Source organism: Aeromonas sp. RU39B (assembly GCF_900156095.1).
GTDB lineage: Bacteria > Pseudomonadota > Gammaproteobacteria > Enterobacterales > Aeromonadaceae > Aeromonas.
Map to the genome: position 1 here is coordinate 21,658 of NZ_FTMJ01000020.1, position 26,399 is coordinate 48,056.

At 56.5% G+C, this 26,399-nt stretch carries 23 protein-coding genes and 4 tRNA genes; 26 read left to right on the forward strand and 1 reads right to left on the reverse strand.

Annotation, left to right across the window (positions count from 1 at the left end):
* The first annotated feature begins 12 nt into the window (after positions 1 to 12).
* From murB to BW958_RS19330, 3 genes are all read left to right on the forward strand, one after another.
* Positions 13 to 1,050, forward strand: coding sequence for a UDP-N-acetylmuramate dehydrogenase (murB, locus tag BW958_RS19320; RefSeq protein ID WP_076577544.1), 1,038 nt, complete (start codon positions 13 to 15; stop codon positions 1,048 to 1,050).
* The gene (gene birA, locus BW958_RS19325; protein WP_076577545.1) at positions 1,047 to 2,009 is read left to right on the forward strand and encodes a bifunctional biotin--[acetyl-CoA-carboxylase] ligase/biotin operon repressor BirA; all 963 of its coding nucleotides are present in this window, start codon (positions 1,047 to 1,049) and stop codon (positions 2,007 to 2,009) included. Before murB ends, birA begins: the two co-directional genes overlap by 4 nt.
* Before the next feature lie 129 nt (positions 2,010 to 2,138).
* Positions 2,139 to 3,461 carry a Na+/H+ antiporter family protein gene (locus tag BW958_RS19330; protein ID WP_076577546.1) on the forward strand — a complete coding sequence of 441 codons (1,323 nt, stop codon included), beginning with the start codon at positions 2,139 to 2,141 and terminating at the stop codon, positions 3,459 to 3,461.
* Positions 3,462 to 3,521: 60 nt separating this feature from the next.
* Here BW958_RS19330 and coaA read toward each other — a convergent pair whose 3' ends face one another.
* On the reverse strand, positions 3,522 to 4,460 hold the full coding sequence (coaA, locus tag BW958_RS19335) for a type I pantothenate kinase (RefSeq protein ID WP_179078885.1): 939 nt from the start codon (positions 4,458 to 4,460) through the stop codon (positions 3,522 to 3,524).
* Between the two features lie 262 nt (positions 4,461 to 4,722).
* Here coaA and BW958_RS19340 point away from each other — a divergent pair.
* The 23 genes from BW958_RS19340 (at position 4,723) to gmhB (ending at position 26,077) form a co-directional block, all read left to right on the forward strand.
* A tRNA-Tyr gene (locus BW958_RS19340) sits at positions 4,723 to 4,807 on the forward strand.
* 36 nt (positions 4,808 to 4,843) lie between these two features.
* Positions 4,844 to 4,918 (forward strand) — tRNA-Gly (locus tag BW958_RS19345).
* 4 nt (positions 4,919 to 4,922) lie between these two features.
* Positions 4,923 to 4,998: transfer RNA gene (locus tag BW958_RS19350), tRNA-Thr, on the forward strand.
* Between the two features lie 96 nt (positions 4,999 to 5,094).
* Positions 5,095 to 6,279 carry an elongation factor Tu gene (gene tuf, locus BW958_RS19355; RefSeq protein WP_076577548.1) on the forward strand — a complete coding sequence of 395 codons (1,185 nt, stop codon included), beginning with the start codon at positions 5,095 to 5,097 and terminating at the stop codon, positions 6,277 to 6,279.
* Between the two features lie 52 nt (positions 6,280 to 6,331).
* Positions 6,332 to 6,408, forward strand: a tRNA-Trp gene (locus tag BW958_RS19360).
* Positions 6,409 to 6,468: 60 nt separating this feature from the next.
* Positions 6,469 to 6,843, forward strand: coding sequence for a preprotein translocase subunit SecE (gene secE, locus BW958_RS19365; protein WP_076577549.1), 375 nt, complete (start codon positions 6,469 to 6,471; stop codon positions 6,841 to 6,843).
* A 9-nt stretch (positions 6,844 to 6,852) separates the two neighbouring features.
* A complete protein-coding gene (gene nusG, locus BW958_RS19370; RefSeq protein ID WP_076577550.1) occupies positions 6,853 to 7,404 on the forward strand; it encodes a transcription termination/antitermination protein NusG in 552 nt (183 codons plus the stop codon).
* Between the two features lie 131 nt (positions 7,405 to 7,535).
* Positions 7,536 to 7,964, forward strand: coding sequence for a 50S ribosomal protein L11 (rplK, locus tag BW958_RS19375; protein WP_076577551.1), 429 nt, complete (start codon positions 7,536 to 7,538; stop codon positions 7,962 to 7,964).
* A 4-nt stretch (positions 7,965 to 7,968) separates the two neighbouring features.
* A complete protein-coding gene (gene rplA / locus BW958_RS19380; protein ID WP_076577552.1) occupies positions 7,969 to 8,670 on the forward strand; it encodes a 50S ribosomal protein L1 in 702 nt (233 codons plus the stop codon).
* 241 nt (positions 8,671 to 8,911) lie between these two features.
* Positions 8,912 to 9,409 carry a 50S ribosomal protein L10 gene (rplJ, locus tag BW958_RS19385; protein ID WP_076577553.1) on the forward strand — a complete coding sequence of 166 codons (498 nt, stop codon included), beginning with the start codon at positions 8,912 to 8,914 and terminating at the stop codon, positions 9,407 to 9,409.
* Positions 9,410 to 9,460: 51 nt separating this feature from the next.
* Positions 9,461 to 9,829: a 50S ribosomal protein L7/L12 gene (gene rplL / locus BW958_RS19390; RefSeq protein WP_076577554.1), complete on the forward strand. Its 369-nt coding sequence runs from the start codon at positions 9,461 to 9,463 to the stop codon at positions 9,827 to 9,829.
* A gap of 220 nt (positions 9,830 to 10,049) precedes the next feature.
* Positions 10,050 to 14,078 carry a DNA-directed RNA polymerase subunit beta gene (gene rpoB, locus BW958_RS19395; protein WP_076577555.1) on the forward strand — a complete coding sequence of 1,343 codons (4,029 nt, stop codon included), beginning with the start codon at positions 10,050 to 10,052 and terminating at the stop codon, positions 14,076 to 14,078.
* Between the two features lie 93 nt (positions 14,079 to 14,171).
* Entirely contained in the window at positions 14,172 to 18,476 is a 4,305-nt protein-coding gene (rpoC, locus tag BW958_RS19400) for a DNA-directed RNA polymerase subunit beta' (protein ID WP_076577556.1), read from the forward strand.
* A gap of 185 nt (positions 18,477 to 18,661) precedes the next feature.
* Positions 18,662 to 19,378 (forward strand): helix-turn-helix transcriptional regulator, encoded by a 717-nt coding sequence (locus tag BW958_RS19405; RefSeq protein ID WP_076577557.1) that lies wholly within the window; start codon positions 18,662 to 18,664, stop codon positions 19,376 to 19,378.
* Positions 19,379 to 19,402: 24 nt separating this feature from the next.
* The gene (locus BW958_RS19410; protein WP_076577558.1) at positions 19,403 to 19,783 is read left to right on the forward strand and encodes a RidA family protein; all 381 of its coding nucleotides are present in this window, start codon (positions 19,403 to 19,405) and stop codon (positions 19,781 to 19,783) included.
* A 91-nt stretch (positions 19,784 to 19,874) separates the two neighbouring features.
* Entirely contained in the window at positions 19,875 to 20,267 is a 393-nt protein-coding gene (tusD, locus tag BW958_RS19415; protein WP_076577559.1) for a sulfurtransferase complex subunit TusD, read from the forward strand.
* A gap of 12 nt (positions 20,268 to 20,279) precedes the next feature.
* The gene (gene tusC, locus BW958_RS19420; RefSeq protein WP_076577560.1) at positions 20,280 to 20,636 is read left to right on the forward strand and encodes a sulfurtransferase complex subunit TusC; all 357 of its coding nucleotides are present in this window, start codon (positions 20,280 to 20,282) and stop codon (positions 20,634 to 20,636) included.
* A gap of 7 nt (positions 20,637 to 20,643) precedes the next feature.
* The gene (gene tusB, locus BW958_RS19425) at positions 20,644 to 20,922 is read left to right on the forward strand and encodes a sulfurtransferase complex subunit TusB (RefSeq protein WP_076577561.1); all 279 of its coding nucleotides are present in this window, start codon (positions 20,644 to 20,646) and stop codon (positions 20,920 to 20,922) included.
* A 145-nt stretch (positions 20,923 to 21,067) separates the two neighbouring features.
* Entirely contained in the window at positions 21,068 to 21,442 is a 375-nt protein-coding gene (gene rpsL / locus BW958_RS19430) for a 30S ribosomal protein S12 (protein WP_076577562.1), read from the forward strand.
* Positions 21,443 to 21,534: 92 nt separating this feature from the next.
* Positions 21,535 to 22,005 carry a 30S ribosomal protein S7 gene (gene rpsG, locus BW958_RS19435; protein WP_076577563.1) on the forward strand — a complete coding sequence of 157 codons (471 nt, stop codon included), beginning with the start codon at positions 21,535 to 21,537 and terminating at the stop codon, positions 22,003 to 22,005.
* A 76-nt stretch (positions 22,006 to 22,081) separates the two neighbouring features.
* On the forward strand, positions 22,082 to 24,187 hold the full coding sequence (gene fusA / locus BW958_RS19440) for an elongation factor G (RefSeq protein WP_076577564.1): 2,106 nt from the start codon (positions 22,082 to 22,084) through the stop codon (positions 24,185 to 24,187).
* Between the two features lie 55 nt (positions 24,188 to 24,242).
* On the forward strand, positions 24,243 to 25,427 hold the full coding sequence (tuf, locus tag BW958_RS19445; RefSeq protein ID WP_076577565.1) for an elongation factor Tu: 1,185 nt from the start codon (positions 24,243 to 24,245) through the stop codon (positions 25,425 to 25,427).
* Between the two features lie 110 nt (positions 25,428 to 25,537).
* A complete protein-coding gene (gene gmhB / locus BW958_RS19450; RefSeq protein WP_076577566.1) occupies positions 25,538 to 26,077 on the forward strand; it encodes a D-glycero-beta-D-manno-heptose 1,7-bisphosphate 7-phosphatase in 540 nt (179 codons plus the stop codon).
* Positions 26,078 to 26,399 lie beyond the last annotated feature (322 nt).

The window sequence follows — 26,399 nt, forward strand, 5'->3', positions numbered from 1 at the left end:
GGATATTTGCAGATGACACCGCTGCCTCACGCCGAATTGCTCGACTACAACACCTTCTCTCTGCCAGCCGCCGCACAGTGGTTGGTCACGCTCGAATCTCTGACAGAATTTGCCGCCGTGCGCAGCGATCCGCGCTGGAACACGCTGCCGCGTCTGGTGCTCGGTGGCGGCAGCAATGTGTTGTTTACCTGTGATTTTGCCGGCTTGGTGCTGGTCAATCGCCTCAAGGGCATTCGGGTTGAGGATGAGGGCGACCACTGGTTGCTGCATGCGGCAGCGGGTGAGAACTGGCACGAGTTGGTCTGTTACTGCCTGCAGCAGGGGATGCCGGGGCTGGAAAATCTGGCGCTGATCCCGGGCTGTGTTGGGGCAGCGCCGGTGCAGAATATCGGTGCCTACGGCGTTGAGCTGGCGCGTTTCTGTGCCTATGTCGATACCCTGCGTTGGGGGGATGGCGCTGCCGAGCGTATCAGTGCTGACGATTGCCGTTTTGGGTATCGCGACAGCATTTTCAAGCATGAATATCAGGAGTCACACCTGATTGTGGCCGTCGGTCTGCGATTGCCCAAACAGTGGCAACCGGTGCTCTCTTACGGCCCGCTGGCGGCGCTTGGCGATCGGGCCACGCCGCAGGCGGTATTTGATATCGTCTGCGACACCCGCAAGGCCAAGCTGCCTGATCCGGCAGTGCTTGGTAATGCCGGCAGCTTTTTCAAAAATCCGGTGGTGGCGAAGGCACTGGCCGACCGGCTCAAGGCGGATTACCCGTCCATGCCGCTCTACCCGGCGGGTGAGGGGCAGGCCAAGTTGGCGGCGGGTTGGCTTATTGATCAGTGTGGTCTCAAGGGATACGCCATTGGTCAGGCCGCCGTGCATCAAGAGCAAGCGCTGGTGCTGGTCAACCGGGGTGGAGCGCGCGCCGCCGACCTGCTGGCCCTGGCGGCGCATGTCCGCGATACCGTGGCAGCCCGTTTTGGGGTGACACTGGAGCATGAAGTGCGCTTTATGGGCGCGCAGGGTGAAGTGTTTCTGCATGAGGTGATGGCATGAGTCTGACCCCGATCCGCCAGGCGTTGCTGGCGATTCTGGCCGATGGCGAGTTTCACTCCGGCGAGCAACTGGGTGAGCAACTGGGAATCAGTCGGGCGGCGGTCAGTAAACATGTGGCTGCACTCAAGGCACTGGGACTGGATGTTTACAGCCTGACCGGTCGTGGCCATCGATTGGCCTTGCCGCTGGCGCTCTATGATCAAGCGCTGCTGCAAAGTGCCTTGCCGATGGCGCCGGTGCACGTTTTCCCGGTCATCGATTCAACCAACCAGTTTCTGCTGGAGCGGGTGGGGCAGCTGCAATCCGGTTCACTCTGTCTGGCCGAATGTCAGACTGCGGGGCGTGGTCGCCGTGGTAAGCCTTGGGTCTCCCCCTTTGGTTGCCAGCTGATTATCAGCCTCTATTGGCGGCTGGAGCAGGGCATGGCGGCCGTTATGGGGCTGAGCCTCGCGGTGGGGGTGGCGGTGGTCGACGCACTGGAATCGCTCGGTTATCACGGTGTTCAGCTCAAGTGGCCCAACGACATTTATTACGAAGGGCGCAAATTGGCCGGCATTCTGGTTGAGATGAGCGGTAGTGCCGGCAGCCTCTGTCACCTGGTCGTCGGGGTCGGCATCAATCTGGCGATGCCTGATCGCGAAGCCGAGAAGATCGATCAAGCCTGGGTCGAACTACGAGAACTGAGCCGTGATCCGGTGGATCGCAACCAGCTTGCCGTCAGTGTTGGTCGCAGCCTGCAAGAGACCATGCTGCGCTTTGAACGTGACGGACTGGCGCCGTTTGTGGAGCGCTGGAATCAGCTCGACAGTTTCAGTGGCCGGCCGGTCAAGTTACTGATGGGCGAGCGGGAAGTATTTGGTATCGCTCGCGGCATCGATGATCGTGGCGCCCTGCGACTCGAAACCGAGCAGGGCATGGCGCTGTTTGTGGGTGGTGAGGTGTCGCTGCGTCCGCAATGAGCCGGCGCAGCCAGTAGTTTGTCTGGCTGGAACTGAACCAGCCAGATTTTTCTAGACATTCCTGCCGAAGTTGGCCAATTTAGGCGCCCTTTTCTGCAACTTGCGACCTGCAAAAATAAAGGAAATGCAATGAACCCTGTTGTCGTCGCGGTCAGTCTGATGCTGGTGCTCAGTCTGTTGCGCATCAATGTCGTCGTGTCACTGAGTATCGGTGCCATTGTCGGCGGTCTGGTGGGCGGTCTCTCGCTCTCTGATACCCTGTCAACCTTCACCGGTGGTTTGGGTGGCGGCGCCGAGATTGCGCTCTCCTACGCCATGTTGGGCGCCTTTGCGGTGGCAATCTCCCGCTCCGGTATCACCGACTTGCTGGCCAACAAGGTGATCAGCCAGCTGGGCAAAGAGGCCTCGCCGGGCCAAATACTGTGGGTCAAGAGCCTGCTGCTGGTGGCTATCCTGCTGGTCTCTATCTCGTCGCAAAACCTGATCCCGGTGCATATTGCCTTTATTCCGATCCTGATCCCGCCGCTGCTGCATGTGATGGCGCAGATGCAGATCGACCGCCGTCAGGTGGCCTGCATCATCACCTTTGGCCTGACCGCTACCTATATGCTGCTGCCGGTCGGCTTTGGCGGGATTTTTCTCAACACCATCCTCGCCAAGAACCTGATTGACAACGGGGTGCCGGTCGCGCCGGGGCAACTGACGCTGGCCATGGCCATTCCGGTTGCCGGTATGTTCCTCGGGCTGCTGGTGGCGGTGTTCTTCTCTTATCGCAAACCACGCCAATACGATCTGGACAAGATTCTGGCTGCCGAGCCGGAAACCGTGGATCTCAATCTCAACCACATCTGGGTCGCGCTGCTGGCGATTGCCGTGGCACTTGGCTTGCAATTGACCACCGACAGCATTGTGCTGGGAGCCTTGGCCGGCTTTATCATCTTTACGCTGGGCGGGGTGATTCCGTTTCGGCAGAGCCAGGACGCCTTTACTCAAGGCGTGCGTATGATGTCGCTGATCGGCTTTATCATGATCTCGGCCGCTGGCTTTGCTGCGGTGATGAAGGCGACCCACGGGGTGGACACGCTGGTGCAGTCGGTCTCCGGCATGATGGCCGGTCACAAGGGAATGGCGGCGTTCTTGATGCTGTTTGTCGGCTTGCTGATCACCATGGGGATCGGCTCGTCCTTCTCGACCGTCCCGATCATCGCCACCATCTATGTGCCGCTGTGCGTGCAACTCGGCTTCTCGCCGCTGGCGACCATCGCGCTGGTCGGTGCGGCCGGTGCGCTGGGTGATGCTGGCTCGCCTGCCTCGGACTCCACGCTGGGGCCGACATCGGGCCTCAATGCCGATGGTCAGCATGACCATATCTGGGACAGCGTGGTGCCGACCTTTATCCACTACAACATCCCGTTGCTGGTGTTTGGCTGGATTGCGGCCATGGTGCTGTAATGTGTTGACTTGAAATGAAAAAAGGTGGCATATGCCACCTTTTTTCATTCTCTGAATCGCTTATTTGCGAAGCTTGACCTGTTCGACCGCATGCTGTGGTCCCTTGGTCAGGATCAGATTGGCCCGCTCGCGGGTGGGCAGGATGTTTTCCACCAGATTGCGGTAGTTGATCTCTTCCCAGATGTTGTTGGCAATCCCGGTGGCCTCCGCTTCCGACAACTGGGCATAGTGGTGGAAGTAGGAGTTGGGGTCTGAAAACGCGCCGCTGCGAAATTTCAGGAAGCGATCGATGTACCAGCTGCGCAGCAAGTCATCATCGGCATCGACATAGATGGAGAAGTCGACGAAGTCGGAGACAAACACCCGGTGAGGCTGCTCTGGATAGTCCATGCCGCTTTGCAGTACGTTGAGTCCTTCCAGAATCAGAATATCCGGCTGCTCCACCACCTTCTTCTCATCAGGAATGATGTCGTACACCAAGTGCGAATAGACCGGAGCTTCAACCTGCTCGTGCCCGGCGCGGACATTGGCGACAAATTCCACCAGATGACGAATATCGTAAGACTCGGGGAAGCCCTTGCGGCGCATCAGTCCGCGCTTTTCCAGCTCATCATTGGGGTAGAGGAAACCGTCAGTGGTGATCAGTTCGACCTTGGGGTGATCGGCCCAGCGCTCGAGCAGCGCCTGCAAAATACGCGCGGTGGTGCTTTTGCCGCCGGCTACACTGCCAGCGATGCTGATGATATAGGGCGTATTGCTACGAGCTTGCCCAAGAAACTGTTCCAGCACGCGGCTGCGACGTTGCTTGGCCCGGACATAGAGATTGATGAGACGCGACAGTGGCAGATAGATAGCCTCTACCTCACTCAACGATACCCGTTCATTGATGCCGCGCAGGGTTTGTAAGTCCTGTTCGGTAAGGGTGAGCGGGACCGAATCACGCAGTGTTGCCCATTGCTCACGGGTAAATTGCAGGTAGGGATTATGCTCTCTTGTCATGGTGTTATCGTTCGTTGACCGGGCACGGCGACCATACACCATGGGGGGGGGAGCCACAAGAAAAAGCAGGATAGGGGGCCGGAAGAGGGGAAAAGGTGATACTTTTGCCGATCTGACGCGGCTTTTGCGCTTTCGATCTGTTGCATCACCCCTGCGCTTACAATAAAATGCGCGACGCTTTAGTGTCGGCTGTGTCTTTTGTACGTAATCACAGCCATCACAACGGGTGCAAGCATTATTCCGTTGCGACACTGGGGTGAACGGAGGGGTTCCCGAGCGGCCAAAGGGATCAGACTGTAAATCTGACGGCTCTGCCTTCGAAGGTTCGAATCCTTCTCCCTCCACCATTTCTCTGCGGTATGAGTTATCTGGGTTAGAGAAATGCGGGCATCGTATAATGGCTATTACCTCAGCCTTCCAAGCTGATGATGCGGGTTCGATTCCCGCTGCCCGCTCCAAGATGCTGATATAGCTCAGTCGGTAGAGCGCATCCTTGGTAAGGATGAGGTCGGCAGTTCGATTCTGCCTATCAGCACCACGTCTTGCCTGCCCCAGCGTAATCCATCCGCATGTAATAAACTGTTCTGTGGTTAGCTTGCCACCGCGTACTCAGCGTTAGTTTAGAGGGACGATCATGTCTAAAGAGAAATTTGAGCGTAATAAACCGCACGTTAACGTGGGTACCATCGGCCACGTTGACCACGGTAAGACCACCCTGACCGCCGCTATCACCAACGTGCTGGCCAAGCACTTCGGTGGTAAGGCTTTCGCCTTCGACCAAATCGACAAGGCACCGGAAGAGCGTGAGCGTGGTATCACCATCAACACCTCCCACGTAGAATACGACACTGCTACCCGTCACTACGCCCACGTAGATTGCCCGGGTCACGCCGACTACGTTAAGAACATGATCACCGGTGCTGCCCAGATGGACGGCGCAATCCTGGTAGTAGCTGCCACTGACGGCCCGATGCCGCAAACCCGTGAGCACATCCTGCTGGGTCGCCAGGTAGGCGTTCCGTACATCATCGTGTTCATGAACAAGTGCGACATGGTTGATGACGAAGAGCTGCTCGAACTGGTTGAGATGGAAGTTCGTGAACTGCTGTCCGAGTACGACTTCCCGGGTGATGACCTGCCGGTTGTTCGTGGTTCTGCTCTGAAGGCCCTGGAAGGCGACGCCGCTTGGGAAGAGAAGATCCTGGAACTGGCCACCCACCTGGATACCTACATTCCGGAGCCGGAGCGCGCAATCGACATGCCGTTCCTGATGCCGATCGAAGACGTATTCTCTATCGCAGGCCGTGGTACTGTAGTAACCGGTCGTGTAGAGCGCGGTATCGTGAAGGTAGGTGAAGAAGTGGAAATCGTAGGTATCAAGGATACCTCGAATACCACTTGTACCGGTGTTGAAATGTTCCGTAAGCTGCTGGACGAAGGTCGTGCAGGCGAGAACATCGGCGCACTGCTGCGTGGCGTGAAGCGTGAAGACGTAGAGCGTGGTCAAGTACTGGCCAAGCCGGGTACCATCACCCCGCACACCAAGTTCGAATCTGAAGTGTACGTTCTGTCCAAGGAAGAAGGTGGTCGTCACACCCCGTTCTTCAAGGGCTACCGTCCGCAGTTCTACTTCCGTACTACCGACGTGACCGGAACCATCGAGCTGCCGGAAGGCGTAGAGATGGTGATGCCGGGCGACAACATCAAGATGGTTGTTACCCTGATCTGCCCGATCGCGATGGACGAAGGTCTGCGCTTCGCAATCCGTGAAGGCGGCCGTACCGTTGGCGCCGGCGTTGTAGCCAAGGTTATCGAGTAATCCAGGCTTACAATGGTTGATGAAAGCCCCTATACTAGGGGCTTTCTTATGCAGGGGCGTAGTTCGAATTGGTAGAACAGCGGTCTCCAAAACCGATGGTTGGGGGTTCGAATCCCTCCGCCCCTGCCAAATACCTCGCCATGTGCGGGGCTTTTGTGTCTTTGATAACGTCAGATACAGGTAGGTTGTATGAGTGTGAATACTGAGAGCCAAGGCGGAAGCAAGGATACCCTGCTTTGGGGCCTGGTTTTCATCATCCTGGCAGCCGCAGTGGTGGGTAACTACCTGCTGAGTGGCGGAGTGTCAGTCATCGTCCGCGCTGTGGGTGTGGTCGTTGTGATCGCGGTTGCCGGTGCGCTGGCGCTGCAAACCACCAAGGGTAAGGCCACACTGGCATTTGCCCGTGAATCCCGCCTTGAAGTGCGCAAGGTCGTATGGCCGACCCGTCAGGAAGCCATTCAGACAACCCTGATTGTGCTGGCGGTGACTGCCGTTATGGGTCTGCTGCTGTTTGTACTGGATGGCGCCCTGGTCTGGTTGGTCAATATCATTACCGGTGTGTAAGGAAAAACCATGACTGAGCAACGTGAACAACGTATGAGATGGTATGTCGTGCAGGCATTCTCTGGCTATGAAGGCCGGGTTGCCAAATCCCTGCGCGAGCATATCAAGATGCACGGCATGGAAGACAAGTTTGGCGAAGTGCTGGTCCCGACCGAAGAAGTGGTCGAGATGCGTGCTGGCCAGAAGCGCAAGAGTGAGCGCAAGTTTTTCCCGGGTTATGTCCTGGTCCAAATGGTCATGGACGAAACCAGCTGGCACTTGGTACGTAACGTGCCACGTGTCATGGGCTTTATCGGCGGTACCTCCGATCGCCCAGCACCGATTTCCGACAAGGAAGCCGATGCCATTCTGAACCGTCTGCAAGATGCGCACGACAAGCCGAAGCCGAAGACCCTCTTCGAACCGGGCGAAATGGTGCGTGTGGCCGATGGTCCGTTTGCCGATTTCAACGGCGTGGTAGAAGAAGTCGACTACGAAAAGAGCCGCCTGAAGGTGTCGGTTCTGATCTTCGGTCGTTCTACTCCGGTAGAACTGGACTTCAGCCAGGTCGAGAAAGGCTGATTAAATCCTGCACGTTCAGGTTGTCAGGGGTGGTGAATCTCACTATAATTCGCTGCCCCTTTTTAGTTGGGGAGCCGTTATCAGGAGCAAGTCTCCGAGGCGCTAGAACCCATTTTTGAGGTAATTTTGTAATGGCTAAGAAAGTCACAGCTTATATCAAGCTGCAAGTTAAGGCTGGTAGTGCTAACCCGAGCCCTCCCGTAGGTCCTGCTCTGGGTCAACACGGTGTGAACATCATGGAATTCTGTAAGGCGTTTAACGCCCGTACAGAAAAGCTGGAAAAGGGTGCTCCGACTCCGGTCGTTATCACCGTTTACAGCGACCGTTCCTTCACCTTCGAAACCAAGACTCCGCCCGCTTCCTTCCTGCTGAAGAAGGCTGCTGGTATCACGTCTGGTTCTTCCAAGCCGCACAAGGACAAGGTTGGTAAAGTGACCATTGCCCAGCTGGAAGAGATCGCCAAGACCAAAGAGCCGGACATGACTGGTGCCGATCTGGCTGCCAAGGTTCGTTGCATCGCCGGTTCCGCCCGTTCCATGGGCCTGGTAGTGGAGGAATAAGACGATGGCCAAACTGTCCAAGCGCATGCGCGTTATTCGCGAAAAAGTTGACGGTACCAAAGAGTACGGCATCAACGAAGCCATTGCTCTGCTGAAAGAGCTGGCTACCGCCAAGTTCGTTGAGAGTGTTGACGTTGCTGTCAACCTCGGCATCGACGCTCGTAAGTCTGACCAAAACGTCCGTGGCGCCACTGTGCTGCCGCACGGCACCGGTCGTGACGTTCGCGTTGCTGTGTTCACCCAAGGTGCCAACGCCGAAGCCGCCAAGGCTGCCGGTGCTGACCTGGTGGGCATGGATGACCTGGCCGACATGGTCAAGAAGGGTGAAATGAACTTCGACGTCGTCATCGCCTCTCCGGATGCCATGCGCGTTGTAGGTCAACTGGGTCAAATCCTGGGCCCGCGTGGTCTGATGCCGAACCCGAAGGTTGGTACTGTAACTCCGAACGTTGCCGAAGCGGTCAAGAACGCCAAGGCCGGTCAGGTTCGTTATCGTAACGACAAGAACGGTATCATCCACACCACCCTGGGCAAGGTATCCTTCAACGAAGCTCAACTGAAGGAAAACCTCGAAGCTCTGCTGGTTGCCCTGAAAAAGGCCAAGCCGGCATCTGCCAAGGGTCAGTTCATCAAGAAGGTAAGCATCTCCACCACTATGGGTGCAGGTGTTGCAGTTGACCAGGGTTCCCTGGACGCTCAAGCCTAATTGATTTTACAAGGCGCAAAATTTGACCTATAATTTTGCGCCTTGAATTTGGTTGGGGGCTTCGACCTCCGTCCAAGACCGCAGGTGGTTGAAAAGCCTTAATTTTCCTGCGTAGACGGTGCCGGAAACCCAGCGAGAGAGAATTATTTCTCTTCTGGAATCCTGCCACCGATATCGTCCCCGCAAGGGGTATTCATTCTCTGGGTCACGGTGGCCCAGGTTATATCCAGGAGTTAAGCCAATGGCATTGGGACTCGAAGACAAGAAGCAGATCGTTGCTGAAGTCGCCGAAGCTGCCAAAGGCGCTCTGTCCGCAGTAGTTGCCGATTCTCGCGGCGTTACTGTAGACAAGATGACCGCCCTGCGTAAGAGCGCTCGTGAAGCTGGTGTGTATATGCGCGTTGTGCGTAACACCCTGCTGCGTCGCGCTGTTGAAGGTACCGAATTCGCGTGCCTGAACGACGCATTCAGCGGTCCGACCCTGATCGCATTCTCCAACGAACACCCGGGCGCTGCTGCTCGTCTGTTCAAAGAGTTTGCCAAAGCGAACCAAAAGTTCGAGATCAAGGCCGGCGCTTTTAACGGTGAGTTTATCGCCGCTGCACAAATTGATCGTCTGGCTACGCTGCCGACTTACGAAGAAGCTCTTGCAAAGCTGATGGCTACCATGAAGGAAGCCGCCGCTGGCAAACTGGTTCGTACTATCGCTGCTATCCGCGATCAGAAAGAAGCTGCTTGATTCTCGCCTCTATAGGCAGTTTAAGTTATTTCAACATCAGGAATTTTTGTCATGTCTATCACTAAAGACCAAATCATCGAAGCCGTTGCTTCCATGTCCGTAATGGACGTAGTTGAGCTGATCTCCGCTATGGAAGAGAAGTTCGGTGTTTCTGCCGCTGCTGCTGTAATGGCTGGCCCGGCTGCTGCTGCTGAAGCTGTAGAAGAGAAGACCGAGTTCGACGTAGTTCTGACCAACGCTGGTGCCAACAAGGTAGCTGTAATCAAGGCTGTCCGCGCTGCCACCGGTCTGGGCCTGAAGGAAGCCAAGGATCTGGTAGAATCCGCTCCGGCTAACCTGAAGGAAGGCATCTCCAAGGACGAAGCTGAAGCTCTGAAGAAAGAGCTGGAAGCTGCCGGTGCCGCGGTTGAGATCAAGTAATCTGCATTTATGTAGGTTAGCCTGACGCAAATCAGGCTAGGGCTGGTGAACTTTTGTTCACCGGCCCTTTTGCGCTGTAGACTGAGAGCATTTCACACCGTTTTCGTCTCTCAGAATTGCAGCCCTGGACGTTATCTTAGTCCGGTCTACAAAAACGGTGTTGAGACAGAGCTGCCCCGTTGGGCAGAGTGGGTCACTTATCAGCGAGCTGAGGAACCCTATGGTTTACTCTTATACCGAAAAAAAACGCATTCGTAAGGACTTCGGTAAGCGAGACCAGGTACTGGACACGCCTTATCTGTTGTCCATTCAGCTGGACTCCTTCAAGCAGTTCATCGAGGCTGACCCGGAAGGTGCGTACGGCCTTGAAGCCGCCTTCCGTAGCGTTTTCCCGATCACCAGTTACTCCGGTAGTGCTGAGCTTCAGTATGTCAGCTATCGCCTGGGTGAGCCGGTATTTGACGTAAAAGAATGCCAAATCCGTGGAGTGACCTACTCCGCGCCGCTGCGCGTCAAACTTCGCATGGTCCTGTATGATCGTGAAGCAGCAGCCGGCACCGTCAAAGATATCAAGGAACAAGAAGTATACATGGGCGAAATTCCGCTCATGACCGATAACGGTACCTTCGTCATCAACGGTACCGAGCGTGTTATCGTCTCCCAGCTGCACCGCAGCCCGGGTGTATTCTTCGACCACGACAAGGGCAAGACCCACTCCTCCGGTAAGGTCCTGTATAACGCTCGCGTTATTCCCTACCGTGGTTCCTGGCTGGACTTCGAGTTCGATGCGAAAGACAACCTGTTTGTCCGTATCGACCGTCGTCGCAAGCTGCCTGCGTCTATCATCCTGCGCGCCCTGGATTTCACGACTGAAGAGATCCTGACCACCTTCTTCGAAACCATCCGTTTCGAAATCAAGGATGGCAAGCTGATGATGGATCTGGTGCCCGAGCGCCTGCGTGGTGACACTGCGACCTTCGACATCATCGCCAATGGTGCTGTGATTGTTGAGAAGGGCCGTCGTATCACTGCCCGTCATATTCGCCAGCTGGAAAAAGATGCTGTCACCCAGATCGAGGTGCCGGTTGAATATATTGTGGGCAAGGTTTCCGCCAAGGAATACGTGCACCCGCAAACCAGCGACATGGTCGTCACCGCCAACCAGGAACTGAGCCTGGAAGCGATTGCCAACCTGTCCCAAGCCGGCTTCAAGCATTTCGAGGTTCTGTTCACTAACGAACTGGACCACGGTGCTTATATGTCCGAGACCCTGCGCATCGACTCCAGCACCAACCGTCTGGAAGCGCTGGTAGAAATCTACCGCATGATGCGTCCGGGCGAGCCGCCTACTCGTGATGCTGCCGAGCAGCTGTTCGAGAACCTGTTCTTCTCTTCAGATCGTTATGATCTCTCCACCGTTGGCCGCATGAAGTTCAACCGCCGCCTCGGTCGTGAAGATGAAACCGGTGCTGGCGTGCTGACCAAGGATGACATCGTTGATGTCATGAAGCGCCTGATCGACATCCGTAACGGTAACGACGAAGTGGACGATATCGACCACCTCGGTAACCGTCGTATCCGTTCGGTCGGTGAAATGGCCGAAAACCAGTTCCGCGTCGGTCTGGTCCGTGTTGAGCGTGCCGTCAAGGAGCGCCTCTCGTTGGGCGACTTGGATGCACTGATGCCGCAGGATCTGATCAACGCCAAGCCGATCTCCGCCGCAGTCAAGGAGTTCTTTGGTTCCAGCCAGCTGTCTCAGTTCATGGACCAAAACAACCCGCTGTCCGAAGTGACCCACAAGCGTCGTATCTCCGCGCTGGGCCCGGGCGGTCTGACTCGTGAGCGTGCCGGCTTTGAAGTCCGTGACGTACACCCGACTCACTACGGTCGTCTGTGCCCGATCGAGACTCCTGAAGGTCCGAACATCGGTCTGATCAACTCCCTGTCGGTTTACTCGCGTACCAACGAGTATGGTTTCCTTGAGACTCCGTATCGCAAGGTTATCGACGGTGTGATCACCGACGAGGTTGAATACCTCTCTGCTATCGAAGAAGGCAAGTACGTGATCGCTCAGGCTAACGCCGCGACCACCGAAGAGGGCCGCCTGAAGGACGAGCTGATTCCTTGCCGTCACAAGGGTGAATCCACCTTCATGAACGCCGATCAGATCCAGTACATGGATGTGAGCCCGCAACAGATCGTTTCCGTTGCTGCGGCCCTGATCCCGTTCCTCGAACACGATGACGCGAACCGTGCACTGATGGGTTCGAACATGCAACGTCAGGCCGTCCCGACCCTGCGCTCCGACAAGCCGCTGGTTGGTACCGGTATGGAACGTGCTGTTGCCGTTGACTCCGGTGTGACCGTGGTTGCCAAGCGTGGCGGTGTGATCGACCAGGTCGACTCCTCCCGCATCGTGATCAAGGTTAATGAAGATGAGCTGATGCCGGGCGAAGCCGGTATCGACATCTACAACCTGACCAAGTACACCCGTTCCAACCAGAACACCTGTATCAACCAGCGTCCGTGCGTGATGCTCGGTGAGCCGGTGATGGCGGGTGACGTGCTGGCTGACGGTCCGTCTACCGATCTGGGTGAACTGGCTCTGGGTCAGAACCTGCGCGTCGCGTTCATGCCGTGGAACGGTTACAACTTCGAAGACTCCATCCTGCTTAACGAGCGAATCGTTCAGGAAGACCGTCTGACCACCATCCACATCCAGGAACTGGCCTGTATCTCCCGTGATACCAAGCTGGGCCCGGAAGAGATCACTGCCGACATCCCGAACGTGGGTGAAGCCGCGCTGTCCAAGCTGGACGAGTCCGGTATCGTCTACGTCGGTGCCGAAGTGAAGGGTGGCGATATTCTGGTTGGTAAGGTGACCCCGAAGGGCGAAACCCAACTGACCCCGGAAGAGAAGCTGCTGCGCGCTATCTTCGGTGAGAAGGCCTCCGATGTGAAGGACTCCTCCCTGCGTGTGCCGAACGGCGTCTACGGTACCGTGGTCGACGTGCAAGTCTTTACCCGCGATGGCGTGGAAAAAGACAAGCGTGCCAAGGAAATCGAAGAGATGCAGCTGAAGCAGGCCAAGAAGGACCTGACCGAGGAGTTCAAGATCCTCGAGAACGGTATCTTCGGTCGTGCCCACAACCTGCTGATCTCTGCCGGTTACAGCGAAGCCAAACTGACTGGTATGGATCGCGCCAAGTGGTTCGAGCTGGCCATCGAAGACGAAGGCAAGCAGACCGAGCTGGAGCAGATCGCCGAGCAGCATGTCGAGCTGAGAGCCGACTTCGACAAGAAGTTCGAGAACAAGCGTCGCAAGATCATCCAGGGCGATGACCTGGCGCCGGGCGTGCTGAAGATCGTCAAGGTTTACCTTGCCGTGAAGCGTCGCATCCAGCCGGGTGACAAGATGGCGGGTCGTCACGGTAACAAGGGTGTGGTCTCCAAGATCAACCCGGTTGAAGATATGCCGCATGACGAGTTTGGCCGTCCGGTCGACATCGTTCTGAACCCGCTGGGCGTACCGTCTCGTATGAACATCGGTCAGATCCTTGAAGTTCACCTCGGCCTCGCAGCCAAGGGGATCGGCGAGAAGATCGATCGCATGGTCAAGGAGCAGCGCGAACTGCACGAAATGCGCAACTTCCTGCAACAGGTCTATGACCTGGGCGAGAAGGATAGCCAGCAGGTCGATATCGCCGAGCTCTCCGACGACGAAGTTCGTACCCTGGTTGAGAACCTGCGTAAGGGTCTGCCGGTCGCGACTCCGGTGTTCGACGGTGCCAAAGAGCGTGAAATCAAGGCGCTGCTGAAGCTGGCTGACCTGCCGGAATCCGGTCAGATCACCCTGATTGACGGTCGTACCGGCAAGCCGTTCGAGCGTAAGGTTACCGTTGGCTACATGTACATGCTGAAGCTGAACCACCTGGTAGACGACAAGATGCACGCGCGTTCTACCGGTTCCTACAGCCTGGTTACCCAGCAGCCGCTGGGTGGTAAGGCTCAATTCGGTGGTCAGCGTTTCGGTGAGATGGAAGTGTGGGCCCTGGAGGCTTACGGTGCAGCATATACCCTGCAGGAGATGCTGACCGTCAAGTCTGACGATGTGAACGGCCGTACCAAGATGTACAAGAACATCGTGGATGGCGACCACCGTATGGAGCCGGGCATGCCCGAATCCTTCAACGTACTGCTGAAGGAAATCCGCTCCCTGGGTATCAACATCGAGCTGGAAGAAGAGTAAGAGCAGGCTCTTATTGTTCGCAAATTGACGTGGGCGCCCCGCTGTATCAAGCAGTAAGGGGCGCCGAGGTTAAACTCCTGACAGGGGAAACACGTGAAAGACTTACTCAAGTTTTTGAAGGCTCAGACCAAGACCGAAGAGTTTGATAGCATCAAAATCGGTCTGGCCTCGCCCGATATGATCCGTTCGTGGTCATTCGGTGAGGTCAAGAAGCCTGAGACCATCAACTACCGTACCTTCAAGCCGGAGCGCGATGGTCTGTTCTGTGCCCGTATCTTCGGGCCGGTGAAGGACTACGAGTGTCTGTGCGGCAAGTACAAGCGTCTCAAGCATCGCGGTGTGATCTGCGAGAAGTGCGGCGTTGAAGTGACCCAGACCAAGGTGCGCCGTGAGCGTATGGGCCACATCGAGCTGGCCAGCCCGACCGCCCACATCTGGTTCCTGAAGTCGCTGCCGTCCCGTATCGGCCTGCTGCTGGACATGACCCTGCGTGACATCGAGCGCGTGCTCTACTTCGAATCCTATGTGGTGATCGAAGCCGGCATGACCAACCTCGAGCGTAGCCAGATGCTGACTGAAGAGCAGTACCTGGACGCGCTGGAAGAGTGGGGCGACGAGTTCGACGCCAAGATGGGTGCCGAAGCCATCCTCGAGCTGCTGCGCGGCATCGATCTGGAAGGCGAAGTGCGCACCATGCGCGAAGAGCTGGATCAAACCAACTCCGAAACCAAGCGCAAGAAGACCACCAAGCGTCTGAAGCTGATGGAGGCCTTCCTGCAATCCGGCAACAAGCCGGAGTGGATGATCATGACCGTGCTGCCGGTGCTGCCGCCGGATCTGCGCCCGCTGGTACCGCTCGACGGTGGCCGCTTTGCGACCTCCGATCTGAACGATCTGTACCGCCGCGTGATCAACCGTAACAACCGTCTGAAGCGTCTGCTGGATCTGGCTGCACCGGACATCATCGTGCGCAACGAAAAGCGCATGCTGCAAGAGTCTGTTGATGCCCTGCTGGATAACGGCCGTCGTGGTCGTGCCATCACTGGTTCCAACAAGCGTCCGCTGAAGTCGCTGGCTGACATGATCAAGGGTAAGCAAGGCCGTTTCCGTCAGAACCTGCTCGGTAAGCGCGTTGACTACTCCGGTCGTTCGGTTATCACCGTAGGTCCGACCCTGCGTCTGCACCAGTGCGGTCTGCCGAAGAAGATGGCCCTCGAGCTGTTCAAGCCCTTCATCTATGGCAAGCTGGAAGCCCGTGGTCTGGCGACCACCATCAAGGCTGCCAAGAAGATGGTAGAGCGCGAAGAAGCCGTCGTATGGGATATTCTCGACGAAGTGATTCGCGAACACCCGGTCATGCTGAACCGTGCGCCGACCCTGCACCGTCTGGGTATCCAGGCGTTCGAACCGACCCTGGTCGAAGGTAAGGCCATCCAGCTGCACCCGCTGGTGTGTGCTGCGTTTAACGCGGACTTTGACGGTGACCAGATGGCGGTGCACGTACCGCTGACCCTGGAAGCCCAGCTCGAAGCGCGCGCGCTGATGATGTCTACCAACAACATCCTGTCCCCTGCGTCCGGTGAGCCGATCATCGTTCCGTCCCAGGACGTGGTATTGGGTCTGTACTACATGACCCGCGCCCGTATCGGTGCCAAGGGCGAAGGCATGGTGCTGTCCAGCCCGAAGGAAGCCGAGAAGGTTTACCGCGCCGGTCTGGCTGACCTGCATGCTCGCGTCAAGTGCCGTATCACCGAGTACGTGAAGAACGAAGCCGGTGAACTGGTTGCCAAGACCGAACTGAAGAGCACCACCGTTGGTCGTGCGATCCTGAGCCTGATCCTGCCAAAGGGCATGGAGTATGCGCTGATCGACGAGCCGAAGGTGCTGACGGCTGCCGAACAGGCTGATCTGGATGCCAATCCGCAAAACTGGATCAAGTATGTGTCCAACAAGGCGCTGGGCAAGAAGCTCATCTCCCGCCTGTTGAACACCTGCTATCGTAAGCAGGGCCTGAAGGACACCGTTATCTTCGCTGACCAGCTGATGTATACCGGTTTCCACTATGCTGCGCTGTCCGGTGCCTCTGTTGGTATCGACGACATGCTGATCCCGGACGCCAAGAAGGACATCATTGCTGGCGCCGAAGCGGAAGTTGCCGAGATCCAGGACCAGTTCCTGTCTGGTCTGGTGACTGCCGGCGAACGCTACAACAAGGTTATCGACATTTGGGCCAGCGCCAACGAGCGTGTATCCAAGGCCATGATGGAGAACCTGTCCAAGGAGCGTGCGGTTAACAGCCTGGGCGAAGAAGAAGAGCAAGCTTCTTTCAACAGCATCTTTATGATGGCCGACTCCGGTGCACGGGGTTCTGCTGCCCAGATTCGTCAGCTGGCCGGTATGCGTGGTCTGATGGCGAAGCCGGACGGCTCGATCATCGAAACCCCGATCGTGGCAAACTTCCGTGAAGGCCTGAACGTACTGCAGTACTTCATCTCCACTCACGGTGCACGTAAGGGTCTGGCGGATACCGCACTGAAGACCGCAAACTCCGGTTACCTGACCCGTCGTCTGGTTGACGTGGCCCAGGACATGGTCGTGACCGAAAGCGACTGTGGTACTACCGAAGGTCTGTGGATGGCGCCCCTCATTGAGGGTGGCGACGTGGTCGAGCCGCTGCGTGAGCGCGTCCTGGGTCGTGTCGTGGCTGAAGATGTATTCAAGCCGGGCTCCGATGAGGAAGTGCTGGTAGCACGTAACACCCTGCTCGACGAGCGTCTGTGTGACCTGCTGGAGCGCAACTCGGTTGACCGTGTGAAGGTACGTTCTGCCATCACCTGTGAAACTGACTTCGGTATCTGTGCCCACTGCTACGGTCGTGACCTGGCCCGTGGTCACCTGGTCAACGGTGGTGAAGCGGTTGGCGTTATCGCTGCCCAATCCATCGGTGAGCCGGGTACCCAGCTGACCATGCGTACGTTCCACATCGGTGGTGCCGCATCTCGTGCCGCGGCCGAGAGCAGCATCCAGGTGAAGAACACCGGTACCATCAAGCTGCAAAACGCCAAGTTCGTTCACAACAGTGACGACAAGCTGGTTATCACCTCCCGTTCGACCGAACTGACCATTATGGATGAGCTCGGCCGTACCAAGGAAAGCCACAAGCTGCCCTACGGTTCCGTACTGGAAGTGAAGGATGCCCAACCGGTTTCCGCTGGTGAAATCGTTGCTAACTGGGACCCGCACACCCACCCGATCATCACTGAAGTGGCCGGTCGTATTCACTTCGAACACATGATCGATGGCGTGACCATCACTCGTCAGACCGACGAACTGACTGGTCTCTCCTCTATCGTAGTGCTGGACGTTAACGAGCGTCCGAGCGCCGGTAAGGAGATGCGTCCGACCGTGAAACTGGTCGATGCAAACGGTAAGGACATGATGATCCCGGGTACCGACGTGGCTGCTCAGTACTTCCTGCCGGGCAAGGCGATCGTTAACCTCGACGACGGTGCTACCGTGAACGTGGGTGACGCGGTTGCGCGTATCCCGCAAGAGTCCGGCGGTACCAAGGACATCACCGGTGGTCTGCCGCGTGTTGCCGACCTGTTCGAAGCGCGTCAACCGAAAGAACCGGCTATCCTGGCCGAGATCTCCGGTACCATCTCCTTCGGTAAGGAGACCAAGGGCAAGCGTCGTCTGGTGATCACTCCGACCGAAGGCGGCGAAGCCTACGAGGAGATGATTCCGAAGTGGCGTAACCTGAACGTCTTCGAAGGTGAAAAGGTCACCAAGGGTGAAGTGCTGGCCGACGGTCCGGAATCTGCGCACGACATTCTGCGTCTGCGTGGTATCAGCCCGGTTGCCAACTACATCGTTAACGAAGTGCAAGACGTTTACCGTCTGCAAGGCGTTAAGATCAACGACAAGCACATCGAAGTCATCGTTCGTCAGATGCTGCGTAAGTGCGAGATCATGAGCTCCGGTGATTCCGAGTTCATCGATGGTGAGCAGGTTGAAGTGGCTCGCGTGAACATCGCTAACCGCAGACTGCTTGCAGAAGGCAAGATGCCGGCTACCTTCCGCCACGTGCTGATGGGTATCACCAAGGCTTCTCTGAGCACCGAGTCCTTCATCTCCGCGGCCTCCTTCCAGGAGACCACCCGCGTTCTGACCGAAGCCGCTGTGGGTGGCAAGCGTGACGAACTGCGCGGCCTGAAGGAAAACGTGATCGTGGGTCGTCTGATCCCGGCTGGTACTGGCTTTGCCTACCACCAGGGCCGTATCAACAAGCGTGCAGCTGCTGCCCGTGACGTTGGTGTGCCGCAGGTGACTGCCGATGAAGCAGAGCAGAATCTGGCCGATCTGCTCAATGCTGCCGGTAGCTTCGGCGAAGAGTAATGCTGATTGAAAAGGGCTCCTCAGGGAGCCCTTTTTTTGTCTCTGTGTTTTCCTGCGGGAGAGAACAGAGCCAAGACAGGATGATCTGACTCAAGCTTGCGACGTAAAAAATCAAAAAAAGTTGACAAGTTTCAGCCAGCTCTGAAAACTCGGCATGGAAACGTAGTTTTGACAGGGAGAACAGGATGACGGTCGGTATCGAAGAGGCATTATTGCCCGAAGAGGCTCCGATTGGCCGTAAGTTCACCGCAGAAGACAGGGAATTGTTAAATTCGTACGAAGGGGTCGTAATGGGCATGGCCGAGCTATTCGGCAAGCATTGCGAAGTCGTGCTGCACTCCCTGGAAAACCTGCATGAGTCGGTCATCATGATAGCCAATGGTTTCAACACGGGACGGACAGTGGGGGCGCCAATCACCGATTTGGCATTGCGCATGCTCAAGGATATCGAGACCACCGGTCTTGACCATACCCAGAGCTATTACACCCGCAGCCGCACTGGTGCGTTGATGAAGTCCACGACCATTGCCATCCGCAATCGCGGGCGGCATGTGATCGGGCTGATTTGTGTCAACTTGCACATCAACGCCCCGTTTCACGAGTTTGTCGCCGAGTTCTTTCCAACTCCGCAGCAGGCCGAGAAGCACACGCCGGAGACCTTCGCCAACAGCGTGGAAGAGCTGGTCGCCCAGACCGTCGACAACACCATTGCCGAAATCAACCGTGACCCGACTGTGGCCAACAACGCCAAAAACCGCTTTATCGTCACTCAACTGTTCGAGAAGGGGATCTTTGATATCAAAGATTCCATTAATCTGGTGGCGGACAAGCTCAACATATCCAAACATACCGTCTACCTCTACATCCGGCAGCGCAAGCAGGGTGAGGACGAGAACGAATAACTGCCAACAGGGGGAAAAAGCTTCATGGCAAAACAGATCGTTGCAACTGACAAGGCCCCGGCCGCCATCGGTCCCTATGTTCAGGCTACCCGTTTGGGCGACCTGATCTTCACCTCCGGTCAAATCCCGCTGGATCCGTCCACCATGGAGATCGTGGCTGGCGGCATCGAAGCCCAGGCCGAACAGGTGATGAAGAACCTGATCGCCATTTTGGACCAAGCCGGCTCTGGCACTGCCAAAGTACTCAAAACCACCTGCTTCCTGAGCGACATGAACCATTTCGCCGCTTTCAATCAGGTGTATGCCAAGTACTTCGGTGACTCAGCCCCGGCCCGCTCCTGTGTTGAAGTTGCCCGTCTGCCCAAAGACGTTCTGGTTGAAGTTGAAGCGATCGCTTACGTCTAAACCGTCTGTCGGTGAAAAAGCCCCTGCGGGGGCTTTTTTGTTGCTGATTGTCTCACCTAAAATCTTTGCTACACCCTAGCGGAGCAGCGCCATGAGCCTCAGTTTTGCCATTCTGGTTACCGCCGCACCCTACGGCAGCGAGCGAGCCCATACTGCGTACCGCTTTGCCTGCCAGGTGCTGGCGCAGGGGCATCGCATCAGCCATCTCTTCTTTTACCAAGAGGGGGTGAGCAATGCTAACTTTCTGCATGCACCGGCCAGCGATGAAGTCGATTTAGTGAGGCAGTGGCAGACGTTGGCCAGTGAGCACGGTATCCGGCTGGATGTGTGTGTGGCGGCAGCCATGCGCCGTGGCGTCGTCGATGAGCAGGAAGGGCGTAGCGCCGGCAAGGCACAATTCAACCTGAGTGCGCCGTTTGTGTTGAGTGGTCTGGGTCAGTTGGCCGAGGCCGCCATCGAAGCCGACCGGTTTGTCCAGTTTTAAGGAGTGGTCAGCATGAATGCGATTGCCTTTATCAGCCGGCATGCGCCGCACGGGACCGCTCATGGGCGCGAAGGGCTTGATGCCCTTTTGGCGACCTCTGCCCTGACCGACGATCTGGCGCTGTTTCTGATTGAAGATGGCGTCTATCAACTACTCGCTGACCAGCAGCCCGGCCCCATCGGTCAGCGCCACTATGCTCCGACATTCCGGATGCTGGCGCTTTATGATATTGAGCAGGTGTATGTGTGTGCCGATTCACTGGCCGCACGCGGATTGAGCCCCGAGCAACTGGTCATCCCGGTCACGCTCCTGTCACGCGAAGCGATTACGCTGCGCTGGCGGGATTTCCCTGTCCATATCGACTTCTGAGGTCCCCATGCTGCATCTGGTGATGGATTCTCCTTTTCAGACCCGGGCGCTGGAGCAGTGTCTGGCTTATCGCGCCGAGGATGACGGGATTGTGTTGTTGCAAGACGGGGTGATTGCCGCCTGCACCGCTGCGTCAGTCGCCAGGCTTGCCGGCCTGCCGCTCTATGTATTGCAGGAAGATGTGCTGGCGCGTGGATTGACGACACAGATCGGTACCATGATCACCATGGCTGATCTGGTCGATCTGATAGCCGAAACCGGCTCGCCGCAGCGCTGGGCAGGTTAACGCCGGAGCACCTCCTGCGATCAGGGATGCACCAAGATCTGTATAAATCTTGACTCAACTGGCCGGTGGACCTAAAATTTCGCGTCCCCGTGTCTGCGGGGAGGATTTTTCACATGTTTATGAAGTCATTATCAGGAGCCTTTTGATGGCAACTATCAACCAGCTGGTGCGCAAGCCGCGTGTCAAGAACGTGTACAAGAGCAACGTTCCGGCACTCGAAGCCTGCCCTCAGAAGCGTGGCGTATGCACCCGTGTATACACCACCACCCCGAAGAAGCCGAACTCCGCACTGCGTAAAGTTTGCCGTGTGCGTCTGACCAACGGTTTCGAAGTCACCTCCTACATCGGCGGTGAAGGTCACAACCTGCAAGAGCACAGTGTTGTTCTGATCCGTGGCGGTCGTGTTAAGGACCTGCCGGGTGTGCGTTATCACACCGTTCGCGGCGCTCTGGACTGCGCTGGCGTTAAGGATCGTAAGCAGAGCCGCTCCAAGTACGGCGTGAAGCGTCCGAAAGCTTAATGGTTCTCCGTTAAGTAAGGCCAAACGTTCATACGTTTCTAGTTAATACTATCTAGTTTTGGGTAACCCCTGAAGTTCACGGAGAATTTGAAATGCCAAGACGTCGTGTTGTTGGTCAGCGTAAAATCCTGCCGGATCCCAAGTTCGGATCTGAGCTGCTGGCCAAATTCGTCAACGTAGTAATGGTTGACGGTAAGAAATCTGTTTCCGAAGCCATCGTATACGGTGCGCTGGATATCATTGCCACCAAGACTGGCAAAGATCACCTGGCCGTATTCGAAGAAGCTCTGGACAACATCCGTCCGGCCGTCGAAGTTAAGTCTCGTCGTGTCGGTGGTGCAACCTATCAAGTGCCGGTAGAAGTTCGTCCGGTACGTCGCAATGCACTGGCTATGCGTTGGTTGGTTGAGGCCGCTCGTAAACGTGGTGAAAAATCTATGGCTCAGCGCCTGGCAGGTGAACTGCTGGATGCTGCCGAGAACAAAGGCGCCTCCGTCAAGAAGCGTGAAGACGTACACCGTATGGCCGAAGCCAACAAGGCTTTCGCTCACTTCCGCTGGTAATCCGCCTGCGCAGGGCCTTCGGGCTCTGCGCATCTTTTGAAAACCTAAGGACATCTGCCTTAGTAAGAGGATGACAATGGCTCGTACAACCCCCATTGAGCGCTACCGTAATATCGGTATCTCCGCTCACATCGACGCCGGTAAGACCACTACCACCGAGCGCGTACTGTTCTACACCGGTGTGAACCACAAGATCGGTGAAGTGCACGACGGCGCCGCTACCATGGACTGGATGGAGCAGGAACAGGAACGTGGTATCACCATCACTTCCGCTGCGACCACCGCATTCTGGTCCGGTATGGGTAAGCAATTCCAACCGCACCGCATCAACATCATCGACACCCCGGGTCACGTTGACTTCACCATCGAAGTAGAGCGTTCCATGCGTGTTCTTGACGGTGCTGTGATGGTTTACTGCGCCGTTGGTGGCGTTCAGCCGCAATCCGAAACCGTATGGCGTCAAGCCAACAAGTACAAGGTTCCCCGTATCGCGTTCGTCAACAAGATGGACCGTACTGGCGCCAACTTCCTGCGCTGTGTTGAGCAGATCAAGACTCGCCTGAAGGGTACCCCGGTTGCACTGCAACTGAACATCGGTGCTGAAGAGAACTTCAAGGGCGTCATCGACCTCGTCAAGATGAAAGCCATCAACTGGAACGAAAATGACCAAGGCGTCACCTTCACTTATGAAGACGTTCCGGCTGAACTCGAAGAGAAAGCACTCGAGCTGCGTCAAGATCTGATCGAAGCCGCTGCTGAAGCTTCCGAAGAGCTGATGGAAAAGTACCTCGGTGGCGAAGATCTGACCGAGGAAGAGATCAAGGGTGCTCTGCGTCAGCGCGTGCTGAAGAACGAGATCATCCTGGTGACCTGTGGCTCCGCGTTCAAGAACAAGGGCGTACAGGCCATGCTGGACGCCGTGATCGAATACCTGCCGGCTCCGACCGACGTTCCGGCTATCGACGGCCTGAAGATGGACGGCGAGACCAAGGACGAGCGTCACGCTTCCGATGACGAGCCGTTCTCTGCTCTGGCATTCAAGATCGCGACCGACCCGTTCGTTGGTAACCTGACCTTCTTCCGCGTCTACTCCGGTGTGGTTAACTCCGGTGACTCCGTGCTGAACTCCGTTAAGGATCGCCGTGAGCGCTTTGGCCGTATCGTTCAGATGCACGCCAACAAGCGTGAAGAAATCAAGGAAGTACGCGCTGGTGACATCGCTGCTGCCATCGGTCTGAAGGACGTCACCACTGGTGACACCCTGTGTGACGAAAAGTCTCCGATCATCCTCGAGCGTATGGAATTCCCCGAGCCGGTAATCTCCATCGCCGTTGAGCCGAAGACCAAGGCTGACCAAGAGAAGATGGGCCTGGCTCTGGGCCGTCTGGCTCAGGAAGACCCGTCGTTCCGCGTATGGACCGACGAGGAATCCGGTCAGACCATCATCGCCGGTATGGGCGAGCTGCACCTGGACATCATCGTTGACCGTATGAAGCGTGAGTTCAAGGTGGAAGCTAACGTAGGTAAGCCGCAGGTTGCCTATCGTGAAACCATCCGTGGCAAGGCTATCGACATCACCGGTAAGCACGCCAAGCAGTCTGGTGGTCGCGGTCAGTACGGTCACGTTGTGATCGACATGTACCCGCTGGAAGAAGGCAAGGGCTACGAATTTGTCAACGACATCAAGGGCGGTGTGATTCCGGGCGAATTCATCCCTGGCGTTGACAAGGGCGTTCAGGAACAACTGAAGTCCGGCCCGCTGGCTGGCTACCCGGTTGTTGACCTGGGTGTGCGTCTGCACTTCGGTTCTTACCACGATGTGGACTCCTCCGAACTCGCGTTCAAGATCGCAGCTTCTATGGCGTTCAAGGAAGGCTTCATGAAGGCCAGCCCTGTTCTGCTCGAGCCGGTCATGAAAGTTGAAGTCGAAACTCCGGAAGACTACATGGGTGACGTTATCGGCGACCTGAACCGTCGTCGTGGCATCATCGAAGGTATGGAAGATGGCCCGTCCGGCAAGATCGTACGTGGTATGGTTCCGCTGGCTGAAATGTTCGGCTACGCTACCGACCTGCGTTCTGCTACCCAAGGCCGCGCTTCCTACTCCATGGAGTTCGGTAAGTACGCTGAAGCTCCGAACAACATTGCCCAGGCAGTGATTGACGAGCGTAAGAGCAAGTAATAACAGTTTCCCCCGCCTACGACGGTAGGCGGGTTTAACCTAGAAGGACTACGTCGTGTCTAAAGAGAAATTTGAGCGTAATAAACCGCACGTAAACGTGGGCACCATCGGCCACGTTGACCACGGTAAGACCACCCTGACCGCCGCTATCACCAACGTGCTGGCCAAGCACTTCGGTGGTAAGGCTTTCGCCTTCGACCAAATCGACAAGGCACCGGAAGAGCGTGAGCGTGGTATCACCATCAACACCTCCCACGTAGAATACGACACCGCTACCCGTCACTACGCCCACGTAGATTGCCCGGGTCACGCCGACTACGTTAAGAACATGATCACCGGTGCTGCCCAAATGGACGGCGCAATCCTGGTAGTAGCTGCCACTGACGGCCCGATGCCGCAAACCCGTGAGCACATCCTGCTGGGTCGCCAGGTAGGCGTTCCGTACATCATCGTGTTCATGAACAAGTGCGACATGGTTGATGACGAAGAGCTGCTCGAACTGGTTGAGATGGAAGTTCGTGAACTGCTGTCCGAGTACGACTTCCCGGGTGATGACCTGCCGGTTGTTCGTGGTTCTGCTCTGAAGGCCCTGGAAGGCGACGCCGCTTGGGAAGAGAAGATCCTGGAACTGGCCACCCACCTGGATACCTACATTCCGGAGCCGGAGCGCGCAATCGACATGCCGTTCCTGATGCCGATCGAAGACGTATTCTCTATCGCAGGCCGTGGTACTGTAGTAACCGGTCGTGTAGAGCGCGGTATCGTGAAGGTAGGTGAAGAAGTGGAAATCGTAGGTATCAAGGATACCTCGAAGACCACTTGTACCGGTGTTGAAATGTTCCGTAAGCTGCTGGACGAAGGTCGTGCAGGCGAGAACATCGGCGCACTGCTGCGTGGCGTGAAGCGTGAAGACGTAGAGCGTGGTCAGGTACTGGCCAAGCCGGGCACCATCACCCCGCACACCAAGTTCGAATCTGAAGTGTACGTTCTGTCCAAGGAAGAAGGTGGTCGTCATACCCCGTTCTTCAAGGGCTACCGTCCGCAGTTCTACTTCCGTACAACCGACGTGACCGGAACCATCGAACTGCCGGAAGGCGTAGAGATGGTGATGCCGGGCGACAACATCAAGATGGTTGTTACCCTGATCTGCCCGATCGCGATGGACGAAGGTCTGCGCTTCGCAATCCGTGAAGGCGGCCGTACCGTTGGCGCCGGCGTTGTAGCCAAGGTTATCGAGTAATCGATTCCTGCTATGCGCGCTCAAGGGGGTGGCTTCGGCCGCCCCTTTTGTTTTTCCGCTTTTGGCTCTGTGCCATAATCGACGGGCAATATTTCCAAGAGGTAGTCAGCGTGGCCAAGTCCGCAATTTTTCTCGACCGTGATGGCGTCATCAATGAAGACACCGGCTATGTCAGCCAGGTCGATGATTTTCATTTTCTGCCCGGTGCTATTGAGGCGCTGCAGCTACTTAAGAAGAAAGGCTATCTTCTGGTGGTAGTGACCAATCAGTCCGGGATTGCCCGTGGCTATTTCAGTGAAGATGACTTTATGAATCTCACCGAGTGGATGGACTGGTCCCTGGCCGATCGTGATGTGGATCTGGATGGGATCTATTTCTGCCCGCATCACCCGGACCATGGCCCGACCTGTGACTGCCGCAAACCCGAACCGGGTATGCTGCTCTCTGCAGCTAAAGAGCTGAAGATCGATCTGGCTTCTTCCTGGATGGTGGGTGACAAGACTGCCGACATTCGTGCTGGTATTAATGCTGGTGTGAAAAACACGGTGCTGGTGCGTACCGGTAAGGCACTCAGTGATGAGGGGATGAAACTTGCCTCTGCGGTGTACGATGATCTGCTGGCCTTCGCCAAAGCGGTGCCTGCAGCCTAAACTGTCAATTTTGGTCGCTTGTTGAGCGAACGAGCGCCAAGATCCTGTTTTTTGCAATCTAGCTATTGCCAACGATTTTCGCGGGCCTATAATGCGCCTCCATCGACAGGGCAACGCAGCATACGCAGCGAGCCGGTCGAAGTGAGAAAAAGCCTTGTGAAATAAGGCTTGACTCACACCGGGATGTGCGTAGAATGCCACTCCCGTCGCGATGAGAATCGCGCAGCTCTTTAACAAATTGAATCAAGCAATCTGTGTGGGCACTCGCAGGATTGAAGCATCAAAAACAATTTTTGATTTTCAATGTCTGATGAAGTGACCA